Raw genomic sequence first — 17,698 nt, forward strand, 5'->3', positions numbered from 1 at the left:
CGGAGCCCCGGCAACCAACCGGAGCATGGGCGTGGAGGCCCCGCCGGAGCCGGTTGATCAGTGCGGCCGGATACCGTGGTTGGCGAGCGATTCGCGGAGCCGGTGCCTGCCGTCGAGGCGAGCCCGGCCCAGCACCGCGCTCGGCCCAGGATTGTGAGAGTTGTTGCCGGGCATAGACTTCAGTGTTCCGGCGCTCGGATTCTCCACGTGCGCGCGCCGGGCTTCCGGTTCGCAGCTCCCCGTACGGTCATCCGTGCTGCCAAGCGGCGCGCCGTCAGCGGTTCTCCGCAGCACCTGCCGGACACAGGTAGCCTGAGTAAGGCAATCCTAATTATTCTCGTATCGGAGGTTCTCTTGGCCCGCCCTCGCACCACCCTCACCGTGCAACGCACCGAATGGCTGACACCGCATCTCATCCGGGTCCATCTCGGCGGACCCGGCTTCGCCGCGTTCCGGCCCAGCGAGTACACCGATTCGTATGTGAAGTTCATCTTCCCGCGCGACGGGATCGAGGTGTTGCGCACCTACACCGTCCGCTCGGTGGACCCGGTCGCCGGGGAGATCGCCGTGGATTTCGTCTTCCACGGCGCGGAGGGAATCGCGGGACCGTGGGCGGCTGCGGTCCAGCCGGGCGAAACCATCGATCTGCAGGGTCCGGGCGGCGCGTACTCGCCCCGCCCGGACGCCGACTGGCACCTGCTGGCCGGTGACGAGGCGGCGCTGCCCGCGATCGCGGCGGCGCTCGAGGCGATGCCGGGGGACGCGACCGGGCTCGCGTTCGTCGAGGTCGCCGGTCCGGACGACGAGCTCCTGCTGAAAAGGCCGGATGGCGTCGAGCTGACCTGGCTGCACCGCGGCGTCCGACCGCCGGGCGAACTGCTCGCCGAGACCGTCCGCCAGGCGCCGTGGGCGCCGGGTCAGGTTCAGGTGTTCATCCACGGCGAGGCCAAGGCGGTCATGCAGGACCTGCGCCGCTACGTGCGCAGGGAGCGCGGCGTGTCCGCCGAGTGGGCCGCGTCGATTTCCGGCTACTGGCGCCGCGGCCGCACCGAGGAAGGCTTCCGGGAGTGGAAGGCCGAATTCAACGCGGCCGAGGTGGCACCGGCCAACGGCTGAACCGCCATCGGTGGGCGTTCTGTGAACGCCCACCGCGACCGCGTTGTCGCACAGTGGCATTCGGCAGTCACAATGCGGTCAGTCGCCCCAACTGCTCAGCTCCAAAATCCCCTCCCAGGTCAAGGACGGCAGATCCGGGTGACGCTGTTGCAGGAGCACACCGGCCAAGCTCCCCGGCAGCGCTTTCTGCGGCTTTGCCAGGGCTTGCGCTTCGATCGCGTCACCGAGGGCGCGGGTACCACCCAGCCGCGGATACGCCGCGTGCACCAGGTCGGCGAAACCGGGCGGCAGATCGGTCGGCGCGCCGCCGACGTCGAGACCGATGCCCTCCACGGCGATCCAGGTTTCCGGCGGTCGGCGACGGCGCCACACGGGCGAGTCGGTGAAGCCCGCGGTATGCGCGGCGATCGCATCCCAGATCGTGTCCACCCTGACATCGGTGACGCCGTTGTCCTCGAGGAATCGCGCGGCATAGTCGGCGCCGTCGACCTCGAATTTCTGGTCGCCGTCGGCGATGTCGGCCAAGCCGATGTCATGCAGCGCGCAGATGAGATACAGGGTCTCCTCATCGTAGTCGGCGCCGGGCCGCAGGCCCTGCCGTTCGGCGATGGCGCGTCCGAAGAGAAAGCCGCGCACGCTGTGGTTGCGCAGGAACGGGGCAAGCTGTGCCGCGATCAGCTCGTCCACCTTGCTTACCAACTCGGTCGACGGAGTATCCAGCGAAAGCGATTGTGCGGTAACTGGTCTCGTGGCACCAGTGGATTCGCTCGCGGCCAGCTCGGGACGGTCTGAAATCGACATGGTCGGCTCCCTGTGAGTTATGAGTGTTGTCACGCGAGGGGGCGTGATATCGACGTGTCGACACCCCGCCGAGTGATGGTGCGATCAGCGCGCGGGCGCGCGGAAGCGCCTGCGGTAGTCGCTCGGCGAGGTGCCGAGCAATTCGACGAAGGTGCGGCGCATCGTCTCCTCTGAACCGAACCCGCAGCGGCGAGCGACCAACGCCATCGGGTCGTCACCGGATTCGAGCAGCGCCTGCGCGGCCTCGACTCGAGCCTGTTTGACATAGCGTCCCGGCGTCATACCGATTTCCTGCTGGAACAGTCTGCTCAGGTGGCGCTCGCTCAACGCGGCCCGGGCCGCCATCGCCGCCAGGCTGTGGTCCGCGCAGAGGTCGGCGACAACGGCGTCCACCACTTGGCGCACGCCGCCGGTACGCGGCGCCGGGATGCTGGTGCGCACGCTGAACTGCGACTGCCCGCCCGGCCGGTGCAGGAATACGACGAGGTGCTTGGCCAGGTTGCGCGCGAGTTCGGCACCATGCTGCTCCTCGACGAGCGCCAAGGCCATATCAATGCCAGCGGTGACGCCCGCCGAGGTGATGATCGGCCCGTCCCGCACGTAGATCGCGTCGGCGTCGACCCGGACGCGCGGAAACCGCTGGGCCATATCAGCACACGCCATCCAATGGGTGGTTGCGCGCCGCCCGTCGAGCAGTCCCGCTTCCGCGAGCACCAACGCCCCGGTGCACACTGACGCCACCCGGCGAGCCTTACCTCCAACCGCGCGCACCGCGTCAACGAGTGCGTCCGGAACACGATCCTCCGGCGCGTATCCCGGCACCAACAGCGTCTCGATCGGCCCACCGAAGTCGCTCAGCGCACCGTCGACACCCAGCGACACCCCCACGTCGGTGCGCACGGCCGCACCATCCGGCGAGGCGAACCGAACCCGATGCCCCGCCCAATGCAGCACCTGCACCGGCCCGGCGACGTCGAGCATCAGCACACCGTCCGACACCGCGACCACGACGTCACCACTTTCTTGCATAAGCCCAGTCTCGAGCCATTGGGCCAGGTCCGCAATGACGTGTACCCCACAGATCCGGACATGCTGGTTGTCCTCAGGACACGCACCACAGTGGCGGCAACACGCCGCACACTGCCCGCGTCGACGGCTGACTAGCCCTGAGGTTCCCAAAAGGCACAAACGGCCGTCGCAATCCAGCGAATTCGGCTCAGTCCCAGGCCCAGAGCTGCCAATACGGCAGGGGTGGCACGTTGCCTTCAGGATCGTCGGCCGACTCGACCTCGACCGTGTAATCCGGGTTCCAGTTCTTGAGTGCCACAACAAATCTCGCGATGACATCCGCTGGTGCTGTGTACGAGATGGCGGGATGGCGGGAACCCTTACCGAATTCGACGCGGACCACACGACGCGGAAGTTCCGGAAGCTCACTGCCAGTGGTGCTCATGCACGCCCCGCTGGTTGCCCTGGTGGCGTCACCGGCCATGATCGGGGCTCCCGTGCTGGCGGCCCAACGGTTCGCAGCCGAAGCGTTGAACCCGTCCGACGCCGGAGCACGGTGGTGCTCGGCTGTGATGTTGTCCAAGCTGTCGCCGCTGCTCGGGAAGTGAAGACCGCAGAATACGGCTGACGCAACGGATTGTCGGCTACTGTCCGATCATGCTGATATTCGAGGTCAACGACGGCGAAATGATGGAATCCTTTGCGGCCCAAGCTGAATCGGCTGGCATCTCCAATGCCGCGATCGTGTCTCTGATCGGGGGTGTGGACGCGTTCGCGGTATCCACGATGCCCGCCCATGACGCTGGACAAGACGTGATCAGCGGCTACCGGATACCGGCCGAAATGCATGGCTCCGGTGAAATCAAGGACGGCAAGGTGCACCTGCACGCCACATTCGCCGTCCAAGGGGACCGGGCCATCGCCGGGCATGTCCATTCAGCCGAGATCAGCACATGGTTCGCCCGCGCCTACGTCATGCCGCTCGACGGCGCGTGAGGCCGCGGCTGGATATTCCGGCGCACAAGTCGGGTATCGAGGAGCCGAGGAGAAGGAGATTCGCCACGATGCTCTCGCTGACGGGTGAACAGCTCGACGAGCTGTTCCGATCACGATGGCGGCGCGCGTTCCACCTCGAGTTGCAGGACACCTACGCCGTGCCGGGCGAATACGAGCCCGTGCGTCAGTTCCTCGCAGGTGAACCCGAAGACGGGGCCTGGCAACGACCCTGGCTCGATCTCGTGCGTGAAATCACCGACACCGGCAAGCTCGTTCAGCGGGTGCGAGTGGTGACCGAACCGCACACCGACTACACCCGGTGGGCAGTGTCGGTATCGCCGCGCAACATCGCCTCCGGTGAGGAAATCCGTTGGCTACCACGACATACGATCGGATCCGCCACGCTGACCGCTGACGACTTCTGGCTATTCGATGACCACTTGGCCGCGTTCAGTGTGTTCACTCCCGATGGTGAGGGTGCCGGATTCGCGGTCACTACAGACCCAGTGATTGCTGCCCACTTCCGCACCGTCCGTGATCGAGTCTGGCCGGTGGCAATCCCGCACGACGAATATGCACGCGCAGTGCGGCAGTGACCAACCTCTGAGAATCCCGCGAAGCGCTCGGGCAGAGACTTCCTTCCGTGGAATCCGCAAGAATGCGGACCTCACTTGCCGCGCTGACAACCCCGGTCTTACGGTCGAAGGTTTCGTAGTTCGTGTACGGCAGGCAGACATCCTCTCGAGCAGATCTGTGGGCCTGGTGCCTGCATTGCGATGCCATGAACCAGCTCCGACCTGAGCCAGCCGGGAGCCGCCCGAGGGCGGGTATTGCCCTGGGGCGGCTCCACGGACGACGCCCTACTGTCGCGGCGCGCGCAACGCCTCCTCCACGAACTTCGTGGTGTAGGTATCGGACAGGTTGATGCGATCACGCATGGGGCGCACATTCTTCGAGTACTTCCCGAGGATGTCCAGCACGTTCTGCGCGCCTTCCGGTTTCATCATGCCGTCGCCGTTGAACATGCCGATCGAGTCGCGGATCGACTGGACGTAGAGGTCCTTGCCCGCGCTGGCGTATTGCGGGGGCATCTTCGCCGCGATCTCCTCCGGGGTGTGCGTCTTGATCCATTGCAGCGTTTGCACGAACGCGGTGGCGAGCTTCTGCACGATCTCCGGGTGGGCGTCGACGGTCGCGCAGCTCATGTACAGCGACGTCGCCGGGTACAAGCCACCAAGGGCGGCCCTCGTCCCCGCCTCGGTGCGCATGTCGACCAGGATCCGCGCCTCGCCGGAGTTCACCATCTGCGCGACGGTCGGGTCGGTGGTCATGCCCGCGTCGATGCCGTCGTGGTTCATGCCCGCGATGAATGTTTGTCCCGCACCGACTTTCACCCGCGTGTAGTCCGCGGTGGTCATGCCCTCCTTGCCGGTGAGCGCCTGGGTGAGGAAGTCGGTCGAGGAACCGAGCGAGGTGACGCCCAGGTTCCTGCCGCGCAGGTCGGCAAGCGAGGTGATGGTGGACGCGTCGGCCGTCGAGACCAGCTCCACCTCGCCCGGCACGTCCGACATCTGCACCACCGAGCGAATGCACTGGTCCTTGGCCTGCAGGTCGATGGTGTGGTCGTAGAATCCGACCACGCCCTGCACGTCGCCGCTGAGCAGCGCGGTCTCCGCGGTGGCGCCGGACTGCTCGCCGAGCAGCTTCACGTCGATGTCGTTGCTCTGGAAGAAGCCCAACTGCTGGGTGAGCATGGCGGGAAGGTAGATCACCTTCTCCAACCCGCCCACCATGATGGTGATCTGCGGGCGGCCATCCGCCATCGGAATGTGGCGGGAGTCCCGGCAGCCGGTGGTCAGCAGCAGTGCCGCGATCGCGACGACGACGAGCGCCCAATACTTGCGATGCCTCATGATCAGATCCCGTGGTTCGAGTTCGCCTGGGACGGCCGCCATTTCAGCAACCGGTTCTCCGCCATGCCGATCCCCCACTCCGCGATCAGCGCGATCACGGTGATGATGATCATGCCCGCGTAGATGCCCGCCGAGTCGAAGGTGCCCTGCGCGTTGCTGATCAGCAGGCCCAAACCCTTACTCGCACCCGCGTATTCGCCGACCACCGCGCCGATCAGGGCAAACCCGAAGGCGGTGTGCAGGCTGGACAGAATCCAGGTGGTCGCGCTAGGCAGCACGATCGACACCAGCACCTGCCTGCGGCTCGCGCCGAGGATGCGGGCGTTGTTGATCACGTTGCCGTCCACCTCGCGCGCCCCGGTGAACGCGTTGAAGAACACCGCGAAGAACACCAGCACCACCACGGTCGCGACCTTCGAACTGAGCCCGAGGCCGAACCAGATGATGAACAGCGAGGCGAGCACGATACGCGGAACCGCGTTGAGCGCCTTGATGAACGGCGCGAGCACCTCCGCCCAGTACCGGCTGCGGCCAAGCAGCACGCCGAGCACCACACCGGCCACCGTGCCGATCGCGAAACCGAGCACGGCCTCCTGCACCGTGGTGTAGATCTGCAGCCAGATCGAGCCGAACTGGGTTCCCTCGGTGAACCATTCGACCAGCCGCGCCCAGATCAGCGACGGCTTGGAGTAGAAGAACGGATCGATCCACACCGTCGCGGTGAGCTCCCACGCGCCCAGCCACAGTGCGACCAGCGCGGCGCGCAGCCCCCAGGTGCGCAGGCGGGCGCGGCGGGCGTTGTTTCGCACCCGGGCCAGGATCTGCTCTTCGGTCTCGTTCTCCACCACCGGCGTTGCGACGGCGTCCTTGACCAGTACGTCATGCGACACGGGAGGCTCCCTTCGCCCGGGCTGCCTCGACCTCGTCGCGCAGCGTTTCCCAAATTTCCTTGTAGATGTCGCGGAACTCGACGGTCAGCCGCACGTCCTCCACGCTGCGCGGCCGCTCCAGCCCGACGGTGAAGTCACCGCAGACGGTGGCCGGGCTCGCGGTCATGACCACCACCCGGTCGGCGAGCACGATCGCCTCCTCCAGATCGTGGGTGACGAAGATGACCGCGGCGTTGGTGCCCGCCCAGACCCGCAGCAGCTCGTCCTGCATGAGCTGGCGGGTCTGCACGTCCAGCGCGCTGAACGGCTCGTCCATCAGCAGGATCTCCGGTTCGTTGACCAGCGTCTGCGCCAGCGCGACGCGCTTGCGCATACCGCCGGAAAGCTGGTGCGGGTAGTAGCGCTCGAACCCGGCCAGGCCCACCTTGCGCACCCACGCCGACGCCTTCTCCCGCGCCTCGGCTTTCGACGCGCCGCGCAGGCGCGGGCCGAGCGCAACGTTGTCCAGGACGCTCTTCCACGGCAGGACCGCGTCCTGCTGGAACATGTAGCCGATCCCATCCGGGATGCCGTGGACATCCCTGCCGCGCACCAGCGTCCGCCCCGCCGACGCCGGTTCCAGACCGGATACCAGCGAGAGCGTGGTGGATTTCCCACATCCGGTCGGGCCGACGACGGCGACGAATTCGCCGGGCCGCACCTCGAGGTTCAAATTCCGCACGGCGGTGTGGATGCCGCCGCCGGTGCCGGGGAAGCGCTTGGTCGCGCTCCGCAGCTCGATGAGTGATTGCGTCATTGCTTCCTACTCCTGCGAGATCGGGATAGGGCGACCGTACGTGTCCCGCGTCACACCGCCGAGGTTGTGCGCACAACCGCCACAAACGCAGGATTCGCAGGTTTTGCGCATTCTGCTCACACTCGTCTGAGTGGTCTATGCTGCGGCTATGGCCAGTGAGGGCGCGGGGGCCGTGCGGTTGCGGACACAGGTTCTGCTGTTGCAGATCGTGGTCGTCACGCTGACCCTCGGCGTCGCGTTCGCGGTGTTCGGCTATCTCAGCGATCAGCGGCTGCGCGAGACTTACGGACAGCGCGCGCTGGCCATCGCCCGCACTATCGCCGCCGACCCGTTGGTGCGCCGAGAGGTGGCTCGCTACGCACCGGGCACGATTACCGACGATCCCGCCACGTACCAGGAGCTCGCAACGGGTTCCCTGGAGCGGCTGGCAGTGGACGCGACTCTGCGCAATAACGCGTTGTTCGTGGTGATCGTCGACGATGCCGGCATCCGCCTCGCGCATCCGGACCCTGGCCGGCTGGCCGAGCACGTCAGCACCGACCCGTCCGAAGCGCTCGCCGGACGCGAGACGATCACCGAGGCACGCGGCACGCTCGGCGACTCGGTGCGCGCGAAAGTCCCGGTCCGCGCCCCTGATTCCGAGCACGTGGTCGGCGCGGTGAGCGTCGGCATCTCCACCGACGCGGTACACGAGCAACTGCTGGACGATCTGCGCACCGCGGGCCTGCTGGTCGGCGCGGCGCTGCTGGTCGGCATCGCGGGCTCGGTCCTGCTCGCCCGGCGGTGGCGCGGGCTCACACTCGGGCTGGAGCCGGACGAACTGGCGGAACTGGTCCGCGGCCAGGCCGCCGTGCTGCACGGCATCGGCGGCGGCGTGCTCGCCGTCGACGCGGCGTGGCGGACGACCTTCGTCAACGACGAGGCACGCAGACTGCTCGGCATCGCCCCGGATATCGGGCGGCCGGTGGACGAGATCGGGCTGACACCCCGGGTGCTGGAGTCATTTCGCCGGAGGGACGAACAGCCCGCGTCGGCGACGGTCGGTTCGCATGTCGTCATCATCTCGGCGCGACGGGTCAGCCGGGAGGGACGCGACCTCGGCGCGGTGCTCACCGTACGCGACCGCACCGACGTGGAGTCGCTGACCAGGCAATTGGACGCCGTGCAGTCGATGAGCACGGTGCTGCGCGCGCAGCGCCACGAATTCTCCAACAAGATGCATCTGATCAGCGGACTGCTGCACAGCGGGCGAGTCGAGGAGGCGTCGCGATCGATCGACGAGCTGGTCGGCGCGGGCCCGCTCGGCCCGGCGACACCCGGTATCGACGCCATCCATGACGCCTATCTCCAAGCATTCCTGGCCGCCAAGGCCGCACACGCCCGAGAGAACGGTGTCGAGCTCGTGCTCGGAGCCAACACCTGGGTCGAGGGCAGCCTCGCCGATCCGGTGGACGTGACGACGGTGCTGGGCAACCTGCTCGACAACGCGATGGAGGCCGTCCGCGCCACCGCCCGCCCGATGCGTCAAGTGGAAGTCGAACTGGTGCAGGAGGATTCGACATTACACATCGCGGTCGCCGACAGCGGCGACGGAGTCGCGCCCGAACTGGTCGACACGCTGTTCACCGAGGGGGTCTCCACCCACGACGGCCACGGTGTCCCCGGCGGGCGCGGCGTCGGCTTGGCCCTGATCCGCCAGATCGCGCGCGCCCACGGCGGCGACGTGCGCCTGTCCAGTCCCCGCGGCGGCAGGCCACCGCTCACCGGCGCCGAATTCATCGCACGTATACCCGGAGTGCTCGTCGACAGCGAGGTGCCATGGCCGCAGCAGATTTGACCGTCCTCGTCGTCGACGACGACTTCCGTGTGGCGAATCTGCACGCCGGAATAGTCGAATCCATCGCGGGCTTCACCGCGGCGGGCACCGCCAACACCCTCGCCGCCGCACGCAAGGTCATCGCGGCCGAACCGATCGATCTCGCACTGGTCGACATCTACCTTCCCGATGGCTCCGGCGTCGATTTCGTCCGGGAACTCCGCTGCGACGCGATGATTCTCACCGCGTCCACCGAAAGCGACACGGTGCGGGCGGCTGTCGCGGCCGGCGCGCTGGCCTACCTCGTCAAACCGTTCCCGCACACCGAACTGGCTGCCCGACTGGCCGCCTACGCCCGCTACCGGCACATCCTCGCCACACCGCAGGTCGACAACACCCGGGTCTCCGCCGCGCTGCACGCGCTACGCCCCGTCGCCGCCGCCGCGACCCAGCCGGCAGCGGTGGCGCCATCCCCGACGAAAGAGCTGGTCCTGCAATGCATTCGCGATGCAGGGGTGCCCCAATCCGCTGGTGAGGTGGCCGCCGCCATCGGCGTCTCCCGCGCCACCGCCCAACGCTACCTCGCCGCCCTCGTCTCCAGCGGCGCCGTACGCATGGGCCTGCGCTACGGCAGCACCGGAAGGCCGGAACAGGAGTACTCGGCGGCGGCTCAGCACTGAGCGAACGGCCCGCCGCCCTCGTTCACTCGGCGCGGGCGGGGAATCGCCGCGCCCACGGCTCGTGCGGAGTACGCGCGGCGTTGAGCACGCCGCTGAGCAGTCGATACCAGCCCGCGATGGTGACGAGTTCGAGGATCTGATCGTCGCGGTACCGGGCGGCGAGTTCCGGCCACAGGTCATCGGAGATGTCCGCGGTGTCGTGCAGTTCGTCGGCGAGCCGCACGAGCACGGCGTCCTGCGGCGACCACACCGGGTCATCGGCGGTTCCGGCCGCCGCCGCGTCGGTCTGCTCGACGGTCAAACCGACCTGGGGCGCTTGAACGACGGCGTGCACACCCCACTCGTACTCCGCACCCGCCCTGGCGCAGACGCGGTGGATGACGATCTCGCGGTCGCGCGGCGGGACGCGACCGTGACCGAGGATGCCCGCGCCGAGTGGACGCATCCGCCCGAATAGTTCCTCGTGGATCGCGAGGGTGCGGAACAGCGCCAGCGGCTCGACCGCGGCGCCGGGCGGCATCCATTTGCGCAGCTGTTCCTCGATGCCGGGCGCGTACGGCGGGCTCAGCGGTGCGATGCGCGAGGTGGTTTGTTTCGCTGCCATGGTCAGGCCTCTCGATGTAGGTATCCTTGCTTCGGAAATCAAAGCAAGGATGGTGGCGATGGTAGCTTCGGAATCCGAAGCAGACAAGGTGCCCGTGGTCGGCTCACCCGTGAGCGGATCACGCTCGGGGCGCCCGATCATGGTGCTGCTGGATCTGCTCGGCAGGCGGTGGGCGCTGCGGGTGCTGTGGGAACTGCGTGACGGGCGTGCGGTCACCTTTCGCGAGCTGCAAGCGCGGTGCGATGGCGTGTCGGCCAGCGTGCTCAACGACCGGCTGCGTGAATTGCGTGCGGCACGCGTCGTCGTCGCGGGGAAAGACGGGTACCACCTCAGCGGCGACGGCGTGGACCTGGTCGCCGCACTCGCCCCGCTACAGGTGTGGGTACAGCGCTGGACCGACGATCCCGGAGCCGAGTCGAGCTGAGCTTCCAGCACCGAGAAACCGTCCCTACGATGCCGCCCGCGACCGCCGCGACTGCTCGACCGGGACCACGGCCACCTCGATGCCGTTCTCGGCCGGCAGCAGCGCCGTCACCAGGCCGTCGGACGCTGTCTGCGCCTTCGATCCGCTCCGCGCCGGCGTCAAGGGGCGGCGTCGGCATGACGACCGCGACCTATCCGGCGACGGTAGCGTCACGGTATGAGTTTCCTCGAGGTCGCCATCGTGGGCTATGGCTTGGCCGGGTCGGTGTTCCACGCTCCGCTGATCGCCGCCGAGCCACGGATGCGGGTGGCGGCGGTGGTCACCTCGTCGCCGGAACGTGCGGAGCACGCGCGCCACGAGCACCCGGGCGTGCGCGTGGTCTCGCACGCGGAGGAGCTGTTCGCCGCGCCGGGCGGGATCGATCTGGCCGTGATCGCGACGCCCAACCGCACACACGCGCCTCTGGCCAGGCTGGCGCTCGACGCCGGGTTGCCGGTGGTGGTGGACAAGCCGTTCGCGGTGTCGGTGGCCGACGCCGAAGACCTCGTCGCCCGAGCGGAGCGGTCCGGGCTTGCGCTGTCGGTCTTCCAGAACCGGCGCTGGGACGGCGACTTCCGTACCGTATGGGAACTCGTGCGGACCGGAAAGCTGGGCCGGGTGCACCGTTTCGAGTCGCGGTTCGAGCGCTGGCGTCCGGTCCCGAAAGGCGGCTGGCGGGAGATCGGCTCCGCCGACGAGGGCGCGGGCATTCTGCTCGACCTCGGCAGCCACTTGGTGGACCAAGCCGTGACGCTGTTCGGCCCGGTGCGCTCGGTGTACTGCGAACTCGACCGGCGGCGTGCGGCGATCACCACCGATGACGACGCGTTCGTCGCGCTCACCCACACCAGCGGCGTCCGGTCCCAGCTCTGGATGAATGCCATCGCCCCGCAACTAGGTCCGCGTTTCCGGGTGCTCGGCTCCGAAGCCGGTTACGTCACCTACGGGCTCGACCCGCAGGAAGACGCGCTGCGCTCCGGTCGCCGCCCCGACGACGGATTGCCATGGGGCACTGTCGAATCCGAGCGCTGGGGCGTCCTGGGCGCCGAACCGGACTTCGCGCCGCTACCGACAGCGCCGGGCGACTACCCCGCGTTCTACTCCGCGATGGCCGCCGCCGTCCTCGACGGCGCGCCGGTTCCGGTGGACCCGCGCGACGCTCTCACCACCGTGCGCCTTTTGGCGAAGGCGCGAGAGTCGGCTGCCACAGGTGTGACCGTCACCGCCTGACCGGGACTGGCCACCTCCGCCGCGACTCGATAACGTCGATCTCCGAGGTCGGCCCGGGCGGGGCCGGTCGGGTGGAGAGGAGATCCGAATGGGCTCAACGGTTTTTGCGGTGTTTCTGCCGCTGGCCCTGGCCTTGGTGATGTTCGGGCTCGGATTGACTTTGACGGTGGACGATTTCGCGCGCGTGCTGCGGTATCCGAAGGCGGCGCTGATCGCACTGGTGTGCCAGATGGTGGTGCTGCCGGCGCTGTGCCTGGGCATGATCTACCTGTTCGGCCTCGAGGGTGCGCTGGCAGTCGGCATGATGCTCCTGGCCGCGTCACCGGGCGGACCGTCGGCGAACCTGTTCAGCCACATCGCGGGTGGCAACGTGGCGCTGAACATCACGCTGACGGCGATCAATTCGGTGCTCGCGGTGTTCACCATGCCGGTGGTGGTCGCGCTGGCCTACACGTTGTTCCTGGACGGCGACGGATCGCTGGGACTGCGACCGGACAAGTTCGCGCAGGTGTTCGCCATCGTGCTGGTGCCGGTCGCGATCGGCATGGCGGTGCACCGCCGGTTCCAGGCGTGGTCGGAGCGGATGCGCGGCACGGTCAAGATCCTGTCCATCGTGGTGCTCGCACTGGTGGTCGCCGCGGCGGTCGGCAAGAACTTCGAGACGCTCACCGAGAACATCGGCACACTGGCCTCGATCTGCCTGTCGTTCGCAGTGATCAGCCTGACCATCGGCTACTTCGTGCCCCGGTTGTTCCGGGTGGATACCGACCAGGCGATCGCTTCCGCCATGGAAATCGGCATCCACAACGGGGCAATCGCGATCGCCGTCGCCGCTTCGGTTCTGCGCGAGGACGCAATGGCCGTGCCGGGCGCGGTGTACGGCGTGCTGATGAACATCCCCGCGGCACTCGCGGCATATCTGCTGGCCAGGCGGACGCGACGGGACCGGAGCGCACCGGAGCCCAGCATGGCGAGCTAGCGCCGATCCTCTTGCGCCGCCGAGGTAGCCGGGGCGTGTTCAGCGCACAGGCACGCGATACCTTTTGCGATCCATTCCCGGCCCGCCCACTCCGGGTGCCGCTGGATCATTACTGCGGCGACTTCCTCTGCGATGGCGTGCTCGCTCATCGCCGAGTCGCGGCGGATCCAGGTTTCGTCGCGTAACAACCGCAGGTAGTCACGGACGTCGGTGAGCAGTTGGGGGCCACCGACATCGCCGTGTCCTGGCACCACGGTGCGCCGCGGCGCGGCGGAAAGCTGCTCCATGACCGACAGCCACCGTATGCCGGACACATCCGTGTCGTGGGGCGGGAACCACGGGAAGATCGCGAAGTGTGCGGCTTCGACCAGGTCTCCGGTGAACAGCACATCCGCGTCGGCTACCTCGATGACCTGATCGCCGTTGCTGTGCGCGCGGCCGGTGGCTCGCATCCGGACGATCCGACCGCCCAGATCCAGATCGTAAACGCGGTCGTACACGAGATCCGGCCGAGGTAGACGTAGGCCCGCCACTCTGCGAGCGATCGATTCGCCGAGTCCTCGGAACATCTCGAGGTAGCCCTGGCCTTTGCGGTCCAAGTCGTCGGCTTGGGCCCGGTTGACGAGGTAGGTCGCCGCGCCGGCGAAAGTGTCGGCGCCAAAAGCATGCTCGGGATGAAAGTGCGTCGTCGTCAGAAACAGTTCGCGGCCCGCAGCGTAGTCGGTGACGAACTTCAGGACGGTCTCCGCGTTGGCGGGTCCCATCCCGGTATCGACGACCAAGACCGCGTCGCGACCACCGATTACGCCGATATTCGGGACCAGCGGCACTCGCCGGTCCCCGATCACCACGAGGTCGGCGGCGAGTTCGCGGACATCGGACAACTCCACGACGGGATCGCGCAAAGCAATTGATTCAGTCATAAGTCCAGTTCATCGCGCCGGGCAGCGCATCGTCCAAGTCCGATTCGGTGCTCGGCGATACCGCGCGGGTATCGTTGCCGCTGATGGACTTGCGGACGCTGCGCTATTTCGTGGCTGTGGCCGAGGAACTGCATTTCGGCCGTGCCGCCGCCCGCCTGCACATGACGCAGCCGCCGCTGAGCCGTGCCATCAGGCAGCTCGAAACCGACTTGGGTTGTGAGCTGTTGCGGCGTTCGCCAACCGGGGTCTCGCTCACGCCCGCCGGGCGATCACTGCACCGGGACGCCCGTGCCCTGCTGACTCAGGCCGATCAGGCGCGCGCACGGGCACAGGCCGCGGCCGGAGCTTCCAGTCTCACCGTCGGCACACTCGCCGACAGCGCCGAACAGGTCGGAACCCGCCTGGCCACCGCATTCCACCAGCGCCATCCCCGGGTGGACATCCGCATCCACGAAACCGACTTCACCGACCCGACCGCCGGCCTCCGCAGCGGCCTGGTCGACATTGCACTCACCCGGGCGCCGTTCGATCGCAGTGGCATCACCGTCCACGTGCTGCGCTCCGACCCGATGGGAGTCGTCCTGCGCGCGGACGATCGTCTGGCACGACGCCCGAGCCTCTCCATCGACGACCTCACCGACCGCCGATGGTTCCGGTTACCCGACGACACCGATCCCGCTTGGCGGGCATTCTGGTCACCACCCAACGGACAACATCATTGCGGCCCGGTCGTGCGGACGGTTCACGAATGTCTGCAAGCCGTGTTGTGGAACGGCAGCGTCGGGCTGGCACCGCTGACGAACACACTGCCCGACGGCCTCACCGCGATCCCGCTGCTCGACATGCCGCCCAGCGACCTGGTCGTGGCCTGGAACAACACCGATCACAACCCGTTGATCCGCTCATTCGTGCGGATAGCGACGACGGTCTACCGCCCCCGCAACCGCGTCACTCAGACGTGAAACGCCTAGCTACAGGCCATACGGAAGCGCCAGCTCGGTTTGCTTCAGGGACAGCCGATCGTTCTGGTTGCGCAGCCCACATTTCCGCGCGCAGTAGCTCGATCAGACCGGGCGATCCGGACATGGGCTCGTCCACTGGGTAGCCTTTCGGAGGGTCGACGCCATTCGAAGGGAGCCAGCAGCGCGATGCAACCGCTCGGTGCGAGCGATCCGGCGCGGATCGGCGACTATCGGCTGCTCGGTGTGCTGGGCGCGGGCGGCATGGGCCGGGTCTATCTGGGGCGGAACGCGGGTGGGCGCACGGTCGCCGTCAAGGTCATCCGTCCGGACATGATCGACGCCGAATTCCGCGAGCGCTTCCGTCGCGAGGTCACCGCGGCGCGCCGGGTCGGCGGACGGTTCACCGCGCCGGTGCTCGACGCCGACGTCGACGCCGATCCGCCCTGGCTGGCCACCGGTTATGTGGCCGGTTTCGCGCTGGCCGACGCGGTCGACACCTACGGTCCGTTCACCGAGAACTCGCTGCTCGTGCTGACGCACGGACTGGTCGAGGCGCTGATAGCGGTCCATCAGGCGGGTGTGGTGCACCGCGACCTCAAACCGTCGAATGTCCTGCTGGCCCTCGACGGGCCGAAGGTGATCGATTTCGGCATCGCCCGCGCCATCGACGACAGCAAGCTCACCACGACCGGAAAGGTCATCGGCTCACCGGGATTCATGTGCCCGGAACAGGTGACCGGCGATCCGATCGGTCCGCCCGCGGACATTTTCGCGCTCGGCGGCGTGCTCGTGTTCGCGGCGACCGGCCACGGGCCGTTCGGCATCGGCGAGACACTGCAAATGCTGTGGCGGGTGGTGTACGAGCAGCCCCAGCTCGACGACGTGCCGGAACGCCTGCGTCCGCTGGTGGCTGCCTGCCTGACCAAGGACCCCGCTGCGCGCCCGACCCTGGACCAACTGCTCACGCAGCTGACCGCCCTTGGCATCCCCGATCGCGGCGGCTGGCTGCCCGGCCCACTGCTCGAACAGGTCAGCAGGCGCGCGGTCGAACTGCTCGACTTGGACTCAGGAACGATCGACCGGCTGGAGCACACGACGCTTGGTCCCCTGGACGGCCCGGAGTCTGCGACACGCCGTCCGGCCGACCAGTCGGAACCCCCGGTGCCCGGTCCGCCGGACAGTGCGCGCACCGTCAGCATTGCCCGCCCGACTCCGCCACCGCAGTACGCCCAAAGCGGCAACGCCGACCACTCGGCGTCGGCACAAAGCTCGCAGCGAGGCCAACACCACTCCCCCGCGTTCGCGCACCATCACGGTGATCAGACGACTTATTCACCTGCGCAAAAGAATTCGCTTCAGCTCGGCCCGCTTACCGCACAGGTGCCCACTTCGCGTCGCCCCCGCCGCGCCCTTCTGATCGCGGGCGCGCTCGTGGTCGCCGTCGCGGTCGCGGTGGCGGCTTTCGTTGTCGGCGCCCAGTTGCGTGCTGGGGATGCAATCGGTTCGACCACGACGGGCAGCATTGACTCCGCCACAGCCACTACCGCGCAGCCCGCTGGCACGAAACCGACGAGCAGCGGCGCTTCCGTCACGAGCCTGCCGAACGCGTTCGTCGGCGAGTGGAAGGGTGTCGCCAAAGACCTCCTGGGAAGCTACGACATCATAGTGAGACTCAACCCGGGAAACGTCGGCGAGCGGGTCGGCGAATCAACTAATACTGGCCGAGTCCTCGGAGTGAGGTGTGGCCGAGCGGAGACGCTGACTTCCGCAAGTGCGGGCAGCGTTGTACTGACCGCTAAACTCACTGACGACAGCGGCGGCTGCAATGATGACGGCGTAGCCTCGCGATTGGAATTGCGTCCGGACGGAACAATTTCCTATCGAACTCAGGGCGCGGCCGGCGATATGACAGGAATCCTCAATCGAACTGGCTGACTTGGCACACCAATGAAATACCTTCCCATGAATTTTCACGGATTGCTCAGAAGGTAGGGTGACCAGCAATCGGTGTTGCCGATGCGCAGAGCACGCATCGGCAACACCATACAGTAGTCAGCTAGTTGACGATTGGTTGCTTGAGTATCCAACCATCGAGTTTGCCGCCCACGCAGACTTGAACGGTACCGCCTTGCCCATTCGGTCGGGTTACTACCACGCCACCTCCGGCAAGGCAGTACTCCACGGTCGACTGGGCATGCGCATGCCCGGCTCCTGATATGAGGGATACAACACCGAACAGCCCCACAGCAGCGATTGTCATAGATCTTAAAAACATTACGCCGATCTTTCGTTCAAGAATTACATTGCCAATTTGATTCAACCACGCAAGATCAGCAGCCCCCTAGCAACGGAATTTATCCGGTCTTGACATCAAGATACCACAAACAACTATGACGGCAATACCAATTCCCACAGCGACCGGTCGGTCCGGTTTCAGCTCTGTCTCGCTCGGGTTGGATAGCCACCTCGCCTTCGCTCTGCCCAGCACGAGCCGAGGACGGACTCCGCCACACCACGCCCG

Annotated in this window: 19 protein-coding genes; 11 read left to right on the forward strand and 8 right to left on the reverse strand. The window is 67.1% G+C overall.

All coding sequences use genetic code 11. The annotated features are described in order from the left end of the window. Nucleotides 1–354 precede the first annotated feature (354 nt). Entirely contained in the window at nucleotides 355–1,116 is a 762-nt protein-coding gene (locus tag NA4_RS08425; protein ID WP_067466607.1) for a siderophore-interacting protein, read from the forward strand. A gap of 78 nt (nucleotides 1,117–1,194) precedes the next feature. Here the strand turns inward: NA4_RS08425 and NA4_RS08430 are convergent, their stop codons facing one another. The 3 genes from NA4_RS08430 to NA4_RS08440 form a co-directional block, all read right to left on the reverse strand. Further along, nucleotides 1,195–1,917: an HD domain-containing protein gene (locus NA4_RS08430; RefSeq protein WP_067466610.1), complete on the reverse strand. Its 723-nt coding sequence runs from the start codon at nucleotides 1,915–1,917 to the stop codon at nucleotides 1,195–1,197. A gap of 84 nt (nucleotides 1,918–2,001) precedes the next feature. Beyond that, complete coding sequence (locus tag NA4_RS08435) at nucleotides 2,002–2,946, reverse strand: GlxA family transcriptional regulator (protein ID WP_067466613.1); 945 nt, start codon at nucleotides 2,944–2,946, stop codon at nucleotides 2,002–2,004. A 187-nt stretch (nucleotides 2,947–3,133) separates the two neighbouring features. Next, nucleotides 3,134–3,370, reverse strand: coding sequence for a hypothetical protein (locus tag NA4_RS08440; protein WP_067466621.1), 237 nt, complete (start codon nucleotides 3,368–3,370; stop codon nucleotides 3,134–3,136). Between NA4_RS08440 and NA4_RS40180 the strand changes: the two genes are divergently transcribed. The 3 genes from NA4_RS40180 (at nucleotide 3,363) to NA4_RS08450 (ending at nucleotide 4,517) form a co-directional block, all read left to right on the forward strand. Beyond that, nucleotides 3,363–3,533, forward strand: coding sequence for a hypothetical protein (locus tag NA4_RS40180; protein ID WP_157128898.1), 171 nt, complete (start codon nucleotides 3,363–3,365; stop codon nucleotides 3,531–3,533). The genes NA4_RS08440 and NA4_RS40180 overlap by 8 nt on opposite strands. 49 nt (nucleotides 3,534–3,582) lie before the next feature. Continuing rightward, nucleotides 3,583–3,921, forward strand: coding sequence for a PCC domain-containing protein (locus NA4_RS40185; protein WP_157128899.1), 339 nt, complete (start codon nucleotides 3,583–3,585; stop codon nucleotides 3,919–3,921). Nucleotides 3,922–3,989: 68 nt separating this feature from the next. Then, complete coding sequence (locus NA4_RS08450; protein ID WP_067466624.1) at nucleotides 3,990–4,517, forward strand: DUF6879 family protein; 528 nt, start codon at nucleotides 3,990–3,992, stop codon at nucleotides 4,515–4,517. A gap of 264 nt (nucleotides 4,518–4,781) precedes the next feature. On the opposite strand, the gene NA4_RS08455 is transcribed toward NA4_RS08450, so the two are convergent. Genes NA4_RS08455 through NA4_RS08465 form a run of 3 tightly spaced genes read right to left on the reverse strand, consistent with a single transcriptional unit; the run spans nucleotide 4,782 to nucleotide 7,520 of the window. After that, entirely contained in the window at nucleotides 4,782–5,834 is a 1,053-nt protein-coding gene (locus NA4_RS08455) for an ABC transporter substrate-binding protein (RefSeq protein WP_067466783.1), read from the reverse strand. A 2-nt stretch (nucleotides 5,835–5,836) separates the two neighbouring features. Next, entirely contained in the window at nucleotides 5,837–6,724 is an 888-nt protein-coding gene (locus NA4_RS08460; RefSeq protein ID WP_067466627.1) for an ABC transporter permease, read from the reverse strand. Next, nucleotides 6,714–7,520 (reverse strand): ABC transporter ATP-binding protein, encoded by an 807-nt coding sequence (locus NA4_RS08465; protein ID WP_067466630.1) that lies wholly within the window; start codon nucleotides 7,518–7,520, stop codon nucleotides 6,714–6,716. Before NA4_RS08465 ends, NA4_RS08460 begins: the two co-directional genes overlap by 11 nt. Nucleotides 7,521–7,668: 148 nt before the next feature. On the opposite strand from NA4_RS08465, the gene NA4_RS08470 reads away from it, so the two are divergent. Beyond that, complete coding sequence (locus NA4_RS08470) at nucleotides 7,669–9,357, forward strand: sensor histidine kinase (protein ID WP_174552915.1); 1,689 nt, start codon at nucleotides 7,669–7,671, stop codon at nucleotides 9,355–9,357. Further along, nucleotides 9,339–10,016 (forward strand): response regulator transcription factor, encoded by a 678-nt coding sequence (locus tag NA4_RS08475; RefSeq protein ID WP_067466633.1) that lies wholly within the window; start codon nucleotides 9,339–9,341, stop codon nucleotides 10,014–10,016. The genes NA4_RS08470 and NA4_RS08475 overlap by 19 nt, the downstream gene beginning before the upstream one ends. A 22-nt stretch (nucleotides 10,017–10,038) precedes the next feature. On the opposite strand, the gene NA4_RS08480 is transcribed toward NA4_RS08475, so the two are convergent. Further along, nucleotides 10,039–10,620: a carboxymuconolactone decarboxylase family protein gene (locus tag NA4_RS08480; RefSeq protein ID WP_067466636.1), complete on the reverse strand. Its 582-nt coding sequence runs from the start codon at nucleotides 10,618–10,620 to the stop codon at nucleotides 10,039–10,041. Nucleotides 10,621–10,678: 58 nt separating this feature from the next. Between NA4_RS08480 and NA4_RS08485 the strand changes: the two genes are divergently transcribed. From NA4_RS08485 to NA4_RS08495, 3 genes are all read left to right on the forward strand, one after another. Then, on the forward strand, nucleotides 10,679–11,044 hold the full coding sequence (locus NA4_RS08485; protein ID WP_067466788.1) for a winged helix-turn-helix transcriptional regulator: 366 nt from the start codon (nucleotides 10,679–10,681) through the stop codon (nucleotides 11,042–11,044). 216 nt (nucleotides 11,045–11,260) lie between these two features. Next, complete coding sequence (locus NA4_RS08490; RefSeq protein ID WP_067466639.1) at nucleotides 11,261–12,313, forward strand: Gfo/Idh/MocA family protein; 1,053 nt, start codon at nucleotides 11,261–11,263, stop codon at nucleotides 12,311–12,313. Between the two features lie 88 nt (nucleotides 12,314–12,401). Then, entirely contained in the window at nucleotides 12,402–13,292 is an 891-nt protein-coding gene (locus tag NA4_RS08495; RefSeq protein ID WP_067466641.1) for a bile acid:sodium symporter family protein, read from the forward strand. On the opposite strand, the gene NA4_RS08500 is transcribed toward NA4_RS08495, so the two are convergent. Then, a complete protein-coding gene (locus NA4_RS08500) occupies nucleotides 13,289–14,215 on the reverse strand; it encodes an MBL fold metallo-hydrolase (protein ID WP_067466644.1) in 927 nt (308 codons plus the stop codon). The genes NA4_RS08495 and NA4_RS08500 overlap by 4 nt on opposite strands. 83 nt (nucleotides 14,216–14,298) lie before the next feature. On the opposite strand from NA4_RS08500, the gene NA4_RS08505 reads away from it, so the two are divergent. Together NA4_RS08505 and NA4_RS08510 are read left to right on the forward strand one after the other, a co-directional pair. Beyond that, nucleotides 14,299–15,177 (forward strand): LysR family transcriptional regulator, encoded by an 879-nt coding sequence (locus NA4_RS08505; RefSeq protein ID WP_067466790.1) that lies wholly within the window; start codon nucleotides 14,299–14,301, stop codon nucleotides 15,175–15,177. A 186-nt stretch (nucleotides 15,178–15,363) separates the two neighbouring features. After that, nucleotides 15,364–17,112: a protein kinase domain-containing protein gene (locus NA4_RS08510; protein ID WP_067466647.1), complete on the forward strand. Its 1,749-nt coding sequence runs from the start codon at nucleotides 15,364–15,366 to the stop codon at nucleotides 17,110–17,112. Nucleotides 17,113–17,698: the final 586 nt, after the last annotated feature.

It is taken from the genome of Nocardia amamiensis NBRC 102102 (assembly GCF_001612745.1).
Taxonomy (GTDB): Bacteria; Actinomycetota; Actinomycetes; order Mycobacteriales; family Mycobacteriaceae; genus Nocardia; species Nocardia amamiensis.